Consider the following 9140-nt stretch of genomic DNA (forward strand, 5'->3'; position numbering starts at 1 on the left):
CGTCGTGTCATTCAACATCGATGTCGACTGACACGACGCCTTCGCGGGCAAGCCTCGCTCCTACAGGGGGCGGTGTTATTTCAGGTGTTGCTTGAGTTCTTCGGACGCTTGCAGCATCGCCGACCGTACCGCCGGCACCTGGCTCACTACGTTAAGCAAGCCGTAGTCGTGAATCATCCCGTTGTAACGAACCGATGTGACCGGCACACCCGCCTCGTCGAGTTTGCGGGCATAGGCTTCACCTTCATCGCGCAACACGTCGGCACCGGCTGTCTGCACCAGCGCAGGCGGTAAGCCCTTCAGTTGCGCGGTGGTGGCCCGCAGCGGCGAGGCGTAGATTTCGTTACGTTGTTTGGCGTCGGTGGTGTAGTTGTCCCAGAACCACTTCATCATGTTTTTGGTGAGGAAGTGACCCTCGGCAAACTGGTTGTAGGACGCGGTTTCGAAGCTGGCATCGGTCACCGGCCACAGCAGCACCTGGAACTTGATCGCCGGCGTGCCCTTGTCTTTGGCCATCAGTGCAACCACGGCTGCCATGTTGCCACCGACGCTGTTGCCGGCCACGGCCAGGCGTTTGCCGTCGACGTTGATCTCTTTACCGTGCTCGGCCACCCATTTGGTCGCGGCGTAGGCCTGGTTGATCGCCACCGGATAATGCGCTTCCGGGGACGGGGTGTAATTGACGAACACCGCTGCTGCACCCGACCCTGTCACCAGGTCGCGAACCAGACGTTCGTGGGTCGGGAAATCTCCCAGCACCCATCCGCCGCCGTGAAAGAACATGAACACTGGCAGCTCGCCCTTGACACCGGCCGGCCGGACGATGGTCAGGCTGAGCGGTTGGCCGTCGACCTGGATGGTCTTCTCGCTGACATCGGCTTTTGGCAGCGTCAGTTTCACCGAGGCTTGCGCACCCACCAGCACCGCACGGGCTTCTTTGGGGGTGAGTTGTTCCATCGGTTTGCCGGTGCCGGCATTCAGAACGTCGAGGAACGCCTGGGTGTTGTGTTCAACCCCATCACCTGCGAACGCGTTACTGATGGACATAGCGAGAAGGGTGCCGCTCAAGACTTTGCTCAAAGTGTTCATGTTCATTTCCTGTTCGGGCCTGGGAGTCGGCGGTTAGACGGTGACGTGCAGGCGCACATCGACGTTGCCACGGGTCGCGTTCGAGTACGGGCAGACTTGGTGAGCCGCCTCGACCAGGCTTTGCGCGTCGGCTTGTTCAAGACCTGGCAGGCTGATGTGCAGGTCGATGTCCAGGCCGAAACCGCCAGGGATCTGGCCGATGCCGACATGGGCGGTGATCGACGCGTCGTTCGGGATGCTGCGTTTGGTCTGGCTGGCGACGAATTTCAGCGCGCCGATGAAGCAGGCGGAGTAGCCGGCGGCGAACAATTGCTCAGGGTTGGTCGCTGCGCCGCCGGCACCACCGAGTTCTTTCGGGGTGGCGAGTTTGACGTCGAGGATGTTGTCACTGGAAACCGCACGACCGTCACGGCCGCCAGTGGAGGTTGCGATTGCGGTGTAGAGAGTTTGCATGGTGTGAGCCTCGTTCAGATTTGATTTGTTTGCGCTAAATGTTTGCGCGCTAAGTAAGTGCGAGATGAATGTATCGCGCTAATAGTTAGCGCGCAATATAAATTTTTGAAAAAGTTTTGGCTTGAAGGGGGACGCGGATTGGATGTGCTGAGTTAGAGCGGTCGCGGCAGGATTTTTAGCGGAAGATTTTTTTCGAAGGAAGCACCCCGATCAACTGGGACACCACAAAACAAATGTGGGAGTGAGCCTGCTCGCGATGACGGAGTGTCAGTCAGTATCAATGCTGAATGACACACTGCAATCGCGAGCAGGCTCGCTCCCACAGGGATTTGGGGGATTAAAGGCTGTCTTGCAGATTGCTGCGCAGTTCCTGCAGCTCCGCTTGCAGTTTTTGCAATCTCTCAAGCGTCATTCCGCTTGCACCGAGGATGCACTGGGGAATGCTGCGTGCCTTGTCGCGCAACGCACGGCCTTGTTCGGTCAGCTCGACGATCACCACCCGTTCATCCTCTCGGCTGCGGGTGCGACTGAGCAATCCTTCGACCTCCAGGCGTTTGAGCAAGGGGGTCAGTGAGCCGGGGTCTGTCAGCAGTCGCGTGCTGATTTCGCCTACGGTCAGCCCGTCCCGCTCCCACAACACCATCATCGCCAGATACTGCGGATAGGTCAGCCCCAGCGCTTGCAACAGCGGCTTGTAGACCTTGGTCATCAGCAGCGAGGTGGAATGCAGGGCGAAACAAGCCTGATTATCCAGCAGCAGCGGGTCGCAGTTATCCGGGGTGGTGCGTTCGGTGGTCATTTCAAAGCCTTGATCAGTGATCGTCATGAATCTAGCGGGCGAATCTTTAATGCACCAGACAATTCTAGACTAATGCCGGTCCAGGGTGTTTTGCAGTGCCAGGTCCCACGGCGGAATCGGGCTGAAGCGGGTTTTCAGATACTCCAGCAACAAGCGGCTTCGGGAGTTGGGTTGTTGCTCAAGACGTAATGCATAGATGCCGGTGGTCTCCGGTGGAGGCAAGCCGTTTTCACAAAACAGCGGCAGCAACTCGCCACGCAAAAGGTACTCGCTGGCCAGCCAGGTCGGCAAATGCGCGATGCCCAGCCCCGCCAACGCCCCACAGACCAGTGCTTCGGCATTGTTGGCACTCATGCGGATGCGCGCCGGGCGATGCAGGTGCAGGTGCCCGTCGCGCTCAAAGCGCCAGGCAAAGGGTGGGGCCAGGCCGTCCCAGTCAAGGCCGTCATGTTCGATCAACTGCGCCGGTTCGGTCGGGACGCCGCGGCGTTTCAGGTATTGCGGGCTGGCACAGGCAATGCGCACCATACTTGCCAGCGGCGTGGCCACCAGACGGGTGTCGGCCATTTGACCTGCGCGCAGCACCAGATCCACCTTCCCCAGGTTCAGCCCCTGCATGTCGACAAAACTGTCGATCAAATGCAATTGCACGTCGAGGCCCGAATAGAGCATCAGGAAGTCGGCAATCACCGGCGCCAAGTGCCGTCGGCCGAACGCCGCTGGCGCATCGATGCGGATCAAGCCCTCCGGCGCACTGCTCAGGGATACGGCTTCGGCGCGGGCCAGGCGCAGTTCCGCCACAATCCGTCGCGCCCGTTCGGCGAACGCCAGGCCAGCAGGAGTAGCACGCACCGCGTGGGTGCTGCGAATGAACAACTGGCTGCCGACTGCGTTTTCCAGGCTGTCGATACGTCGCGCTACCGCCGAAGGCGTCAGCGGATGTCGCCGGGACGCTGCGGAAAAGCTCCCGGTTTCCAGCACATCAAGGAACAGGCCGAGTTGATCGGTCAATTGATTCGGGTTCATGGTGTATCAGCGCTTGTGCGAAGTTGGCACAGCCATTGTGCGTTGCTGTGCGTTTCCCCGCCAGCGCCGACTGCGTAGGATGAATGGCCTGATAAAAGGAAAATCGCCTGTGATTGAGTTTGTGATGTATCTGGTCTTCGGCGCCGCCCTGGGAACTCTCGGTGGGCTATTCGGCATTGGCGGTGGTTTGATCGCGATTCCGCTACTAGGCGTGCTGTTCGGTCTCGATCAGCAAATTGCCCAGGGCACGGCGTTGGTCATGGTGGTGCCCAACGTGATGCTGGCGTTGTGGCGCTATCACCAGCGCAACCGCATCGAAATGCGCCATGCACTGCCATTGGCCGCAATGGGCTTCTGCTTCGCCTGGATCGGGTCGATCTGGGCGGTAGGCATTGACGCGCAAACCATGCGCGTGGGGTTTGTTGCATTTCTGATTGCCCTGTCGACCTACAACCTGGTGCGCATGTTCACCGCCAACGCACCGGCCTCTGCACAAATGCGTTATTCCTGGCCATGGTTGGGCGTACTGGGCGCGGCATCCGGCACCATGGGCGGGTTGTTCGGGGTTGGCGGTGCGGTGGTGGCGACGCCGGTGCTGACCAGCCTGTTCGGCACCTCTCAGGTGGTGGCCCAAGGCTTGTCGCTGGCCCTGGCTCTGCCCAGCACCGGCGTCACACTGGTGACTTACGCCGTGCATCACCAGGTGGACTGGATGATCGGGTTGCCGTTGGCTGTCGGCGGGTTGATGAGCATCAGCTGGGGCGTGAAGATCGCCCACGCCATGCCGGAGCGGCTATTGCGCGGGTTGTTCTGCGGTTTCCTGGTGCTGTGCGCGGTGATGCTCGCGTTTAAAGTTTGAAGCCTTCGACGATGTGCTCGGCCAGGCACTCGGTGATCGGGGACGGGTTGTGCAGATTGCGCACCAGCATGATGCAGGCTTCCGGCAACAGCGGCAGGTCTTCGGCTTCTCCCAGGATGCGCATGTCCGGCGTGATCAGGCTTTCCAGTTGTGCAGTCACCGCGAGGCCCGCACTGACCACGGCCATTAACGCCGACAGGCTGGAACTGTTGTAGGCGATGCGGTAATCGCGCCCCATGGCGTCCAGCGCATTACACGCCCACAGCCTGCAGAAACAATCACTGTTGAACATTGCCAGGGGCAGTGGCGTCTGCTCGTGGGCGTTGAAGCATTGTGCTTCGGCCCAGACGAAACGCTCCTTGCGCAGCAACTGGCCGATTTCAGTACCGGGCTCGCGGGTGACGATGGACAAGTCCAGGTCCTGGCGTTGCAACAGTTGTTTGGTTGATTCGCAGTGAACCTCGATCTGGATCAGCGGGTAGAACTTGGCGAAACGCGACAGGATCCCCGGCAGGAAACGCATGACGTAATCGTCGGGCGTGCCGATGCGTACGGTGCCGACCATGTGCGGCTCGCGCAGGGTGTTGAAAACTTCGCTGTGGAGTTTGAGGATGCGCCGCGCGTAACCCAGCAATACCTGGCCCTCGGCGGTCAACTTGACCTGGCGTCCATCACGTTCGAACAGCTGGCGCTGCAACACGTCTTCTTCCAGACGCTTCATCTGCATGCTCACCGCTGACTGCGTGCGGTTGACCATTTCTCCGGCACGGGTAAAACCACCCTGGTCGGCAATGGCGACAAAGGTGCGTAGCACGTCAGTATCGATACTTGGGTACGCCGACATCCATCAATCTCCGAGATGGTTACCATCAGAAACATTCGTTGGATTGATCTTAGCGCTGAGGCGAGACTTGAGCCATCCCTAAAGGAGGGCAACAAGATGAAAGGTCATAACGAGCATGTAACGGAAGAAAAATTCTCAATCCACGCGGTATCCGATCTGCTGCACAAGTTTAGTCGCTGGTACGAACTTCACCGTGAACGTGAGCTGCTGGCAAGTTTGAGCGACGAAGCACTGAAGGACATTGGCGTGAGTCGTGCCGATGTCGAACATGAATCGGTCAGGCCGTTCTGGGATGATCCGATGCATAAATGATGAGGCCATCGCTACACAAACCCCTCTCTGGTGAGGTAGGTTGCGAGCAGACACGGAGGTATTCATGCCCGCAACGCTGTCCTTTTCCAACAAACAGGCTCGACGTCTGGCGCTGGCCGCCCAAGGGTTCAACGGGCAGCAACCGCCAGCGGCGATCAAACCGGTTCAGCTCAACCGGCTGATCGAACGGCTGGGCATTCTGCAGATCGATTCGGTCAATGCGTTGGTGCGTTCGCACTACCTTCCCTTGTTTTCCCGCCTCGGAAATTACTCCCCCGATTTGCTCGATCAGGCTGCCTGGAGTCAGGGCCGACGTCGCACGTTATTCGAGTATTGGGGCCATGAAGCTTCGTTGCTGCCTATGTCGATGTACCCCTTGATGCGCTGGCGCATGCAGCGTGCAACGCGTGGCGAAGACATCTACCAGCAACTGGCGCGTTTCGGTCGCGAGCAGCAGGACACGATTCGTCGAGTGCTGGCCTCGGTGCAGGAACTTGGCGCTCTGGGGGCTGGAAGTCTGTCGACCCGTCAGGAACGGGCCGGGCCATGGTGGGACTGGAGCGCAGAAAAACATGCGCTGGAATGGCTGTTCGCCGCCGGTGAAGTCACGGTCGCCGGTCGCCGCGGATTCGAGCGGTTGTATGATTTGCCGGAGCGGGTGATTCCTTCAGCGGTTCTGCAACAGCCTTTGCTCAGTGAGGCCGAGGCCCAGCGCGGGCTGTTGCTGCATGCGGCGACGGCATTAGGTGTCGGCACGGAAAAGGACCTGCGCGATTATTTTCGCCTGAATCCGGCAGACAGCCGGCCGCGTCTGGCCGAACTGATAGATGCGGGTGAATTACTGGCCTGCGAGGTTCAGGGCTGGCGTCAACCGGCCTTCTGCTTGCCCGAGCCGAAAGTGCCGCGCAAGGTCGAGTCCAGTGCCTTGCTATCACCTTTTGACTCGTTGATCTGGGAGCGCAGCCGCACCGAGCGGTTGTTCGATTTCCGTTATCGACTGGAGATTTACACGCCCCAGGACAAACGGGTCTACGGCTATTACGTACTGCCGTTTTTGCACAATGAGCGGATTGCCGCGCGGGTTGATTTGCGTGCCGAACGAGCGTTGGGCCGGCTGGCGGTGCATGCCGTGCATGAAGAGGAGCCAGGGCTGGACGAGGTGGGGATGCTGGCGTTGGCGGGCAATCTGCGGCAAATGGCGGATTGGCTGGGGCTTGAGCAGGTTCAGCTCAATTGCCCGCGGGCGAGTGGCGCGCGCTTGCGGGTGGCGTTGGCACAGATTCAGGGTGGCTGAGCGGGCACCTTCGCGGGCAAGCCTCGCTCCTACTGATTCAACGCAATCCTGTAGGCGCGAGGCCGTTGCCCGCGAATGGCGCGACGCGATTCAGCGCCGAACTTGCTTCAGCGTCTCGGCAATCAGGAACGCCAATTCCAGCGACTGATCGGCATTCATCCGCGGATCGCAATGGGTGTGGTAACGGTCCGACAACCCGTCTTCAGTGATTGGCCGGGCACCACCAATGCACTCGGTCACGTTCTGCCCGGTCATCTCGATGTGGATACCGCCGGCGTAACTGCCTTCCGCTTCATGAACCTGGAAGAATTGCTTCACCTCACCGAGGATCTGCGCAAAGTCGCGGGTCTTGTAACCGCTGCTGGCCTTGATGGTGTTGCCGTGCATCGGGTCCGAGCTCCAGAGCACCTGCTTGCCTTCACGCTGCACCGCGCGGATCAACGCCGGCAAGTGATCGCCAACCTTGTTCGCGCCCATGCGTGCGATCAAATTCAAGCGGCCTGGGTCGTTGTCCGGGTTCAGCACGTCGATCAGGCGAATCAGGTCTTCGGGATTCATGCTGGGGCCGACCTTTACCCCGATCGGATTATTCACGCCACGCAGGAATTCGACGTGGGCGCCGTCGAGCTGACGGGTGCGGTCACCGATCCACAGCATGTGCGCTGAGCAATCGTAGTAATCGTTGGTCAGGCTGTCGCGGCGCACGAAGGCTTCTTCGTAATTCAGCAGCAGCGCTTCGTGGGCCGTGAAGAAACTGGTTTCGCGCAGTTGTGGCGAACTGTCCATGCCGCAAGCGCGCATGAAGGCCAGGGTTTCATCGATGCGATCGGCCAAGTGGCTGTATTTTTCAGCCAGCGCCGAGTTGGCGATGAAATCCAGGTTCCATTTGTGCACCTGATGCAGGTCGGCAAAACCGCCTTGGGCGAAAGCGCGCAGCAGGTTCAGGGTCGCGGTGGACTGGTGGTAGGACTGGAGCAAGCGCTCCGGGTCCGGTACGCGGCTTTTTTCATCGAAACCGATGCCGTTGACGATGTCGCCACGGTAGGCGGGGAGGGTTACACCGTCGATGGTTTCATCGTTGGCCGAGCGAGGCTTGGCGAACTGGCCGGCCATGCGCCCGACCTTGACCACCGGGCAACCCGCGGCGAAGGTCATGACAATCGCCATCTGCAGCAGGACTTTAAAGGTGTCGCGAATTTTTGCGGCCGAGAACTCGGCGAAGCTTTCGGCGCAATCGCCACCCTGCAACAGAAACGCGCGGCCCTGGGTGACTTCAGCGAACTGACGGCGCAACTCCCGGGCTTCACCGGCAAACACCAGCGGCGGGTAGCTGGCCAGGGTCTGCTCGACATGACGCAAATGCGCGGCGTCGGGGTAAAGGGGTTGTTGCTGGATCGGCAGGGCGCGCCAGCTGTCAGGGCTCCAGGGTTGGCTCATCACGGTCTCGGTTGTTTTACGCTCGGACGTTCATGTTATCAGCAAATTAGTGCGTGACCTGTTCCGGTTGCTTCGCGGACAATCGCGCCTTTGCCGCTTCATGTTGCGGATTATCGCGTTGCCGGGTCAGGCGACGATCAGGAGACGAAATGACTGAGGAGCGCGTCGAGCATTTGCTCGCCGAGGTACAGGATGAGTTCGGCGTGATTCGCGTGCTGGAGGTGGCCGATTACCGATTTCTCGAGTTCGGTGATGCCATCGAGCAGAGCTGCGTGTTCACGGCTGACCCGAGCTGGCTCGAGTACGATTACACCCGGGCGATGCTGATTGGCGCGCTGTGCCACGAACAGCCGGAAAGCGCGCTGTTTCTTGGCCTCGGCGCCGGCACGCTGACCCAGGCGTGCCTCAAGTTTCTGCCCCTTGAAGATGTCGAAGCCATCGAATTGCGCCCCGACGTACCGCGTCTGGCCATCGAATACCTGGGGCTCGATGATGATCCGCGTTTGTACATCCGCGTCGGCGATGCGCTGGAGTTGCTCGATACCGCTGAACCGGCGGACTTGATCTTCGTCGACCTTTATACCGATGTCGGTCCCGGTGTCGGGCATCTGGCCTGGAGCTTCCTGGAAAACTGTCAGAAACGCTTGAATCCGGGCGGCTGGCTGGTGATCAATCAATGGGCCACCGACGACGGCAAACCCTTGGGTGCTGCATTGTTGCGCGGGCTCTATCACCGGCATTACTGGGAGCTGCCGGTGAAGGAGGGCAATGTGATTCTGATCGTGCCTTCGGAGCTGGATCAGGAACTGGACATGAATGGACTGCTTGCCCGGGCCGAAGGGCTGGCGCCGCGGTTGGGGTATTCGTTGCAGTCGTTGATCAAGGCGATTCGCCCGGCGACTTGATGCAATGAGGCCTTGTGGCGAGGGAGCTTGCTCCCGCTTGAGTGCGCAGCACTCACAAGATTTGCATTGATTGCGAAGATTTTGGGGCCGCGTCGCAGCCCAGCGGGAGCAAGCCCCCTCGC

At 60.0% G+C, this 9140-nt stretch carries 10 protein-coding genes; 4 read left to right on the forward strand and 6 right to left on the reverse strand.

All coding sequences use genetic code 11. From position 1 onward, the window contains the following. Window positions 1-75 precede the first annotated feature (75 nt). The 4 genes from QMX98_RS28470 to QMX98_RS28485 all read right to left on the reverse strand — a co-directional run bounded on the left by QMX98_RS28470 (window position 76) and on the right by QMX98_RS28485 (window position 3367). Window positions 76-1089 carry an alpha/beta hydrolase gene (locus tag QMX98_RS28470; protein WP_154913304.1) on the reverse strand — a complete coding sequence of 338 codons (1014 nt, stop codon included), beginning with the start codon at window positions 1087-1089 and terminating at the stop codon, window positions 76-78. A 33-nt stretch (window positions 1090-1122) separates the two neighbouring features. Then, window positions 1123-1542: an organic hydroperoxide resistance protein gene (locus QMX98_RS28475; protein WP_010461312.1), complete on the reverse strand. Its 420-nt coding sequence runs from the start codon at window positions 1540-1542 to the stop codon at window positions 1123-1125. Between the two features lie 337 nt (window positions 1543-1879). Further along, complete coding sequence (locus QMX98_RS28480) at window positions 1880-2341, reverse strand: MarR family transcriptional regulator (RefSeq protein ID WP_042932887.1); 462 nt, start codon at window positions 2339-2341, stop codon at window positions 1880-1882. 69 nt (window positions 2342-2410) lie between these two features. After that, window positions 2411-3367 carry a LysR family transcriptional regulator gene (locus QMX98_RS28485; protein WP_282411733.1) on the reverse strand — a complete coding sequence of 319 codons (957 nt, stop codon included), beginning with the start codon at window positions 3365-3367 and terminating at the stop codon, window positions 2411-2413. A 124-nt stretch (window positions 3368-3491) separates the two neighbouring features. Here QMX98_RS28485 and QMX98_RS28490 point away from each other — a divergent pair, with 124 nt between their 5' ends. Further along, complete coding sequence (locus QMX98_RS28490) at window positions 3492-4226, forward strand: sulfite exporter TauE/SafE family protein (protein ID WP_042932884.1); 735 nt, start codon at window positions 3492-3494, stop codon at window positions 4224-4226. Here the strand turns inward: QMX98_RS28490 and QMX98_RS28495 are convergent. Continuing rightward, entirely contained in the window at window positions 4216-5070 is an 855-nt protein-coding gene (locus QMX98_RS28495; protein WP_010461304.1) for a LysR substrate-binding domain-containing protein, read from the reverse strand. The genes QMX98_RS28490 and QMX98_RS28495 overlap by 11 nt on opposite strands. A 96-nt stretch (window positions 5071-5166) precedes the next feature. On the opposite strand from QMX98_RS28495, the gene QMX98_RS28500 reads away from it, so the two are divergent. Then, window positions 5167-5382, forward strand: a complete 216-nt coding sequence (locus QMX98_RS28500; RefSeq protein WP_010461302.1) for a DUF1127 domain-containing protein — start codon at window positions 5167-5169, stop codon at window positions 5380-5382. 64 nt (window positions 5383-5446) lie between these two features. Beyond that, window positions 5447-6676 carry a winged helix-turn-helix domain-containing protein gene (locus tag QMX98_RS28505; protein ID WP_282411734.1) on the forward strand — a complete coding sequence of 410 codons (1230 nt, stop codon included), beginning with the start codon at window positions 5447-5449 and terminating at the stop codon, window positions 6674-6676. Between the two features lie 90 nt (window positions 6677-6766). Here the strand turns inward: QMX98_RS28505 and QMX98_RS28510 are convergent, their stop codons facing one another. Next, complete coding sequence (locus tag QMX98_RS28510; RefSeq protein ID WP_083374701.1) at window positions 6767-8113, reverse strand: 3-deoxy-7-phosphoheptulonate synthase class II; 1347 nt, start codon at window positions 8111-8113, stop codon at window positions 6767-6769. Between the two features lie 149 nt (window positions 8114-8262). On the opposite strand from QMX98_RS28510, the gene QMX98_RS28515 reads away from it, so the two are divergent. Continuing rightward, entirely contained in the window at window positions 8263-9018 is a 756-nt protein-coding gene (locus QMX98_RS28515; protein ID WP_010461296.1) for a spermidine synthase, read from the forward strand. The last annotated feature ends 122 nt before the right edge of the window (window positions 9019-9140 follow it).

Source organism: Pseudomonas sp. PS02303 (assembly GCF_029959925.1).
Lineage (GTDB): Bacteria > Pseudomonadota > Gammaproteobacteria > Pseudomonadales > Pseudomonadaceae > Aquipseudomonas > Aquipseudomonas mandelii.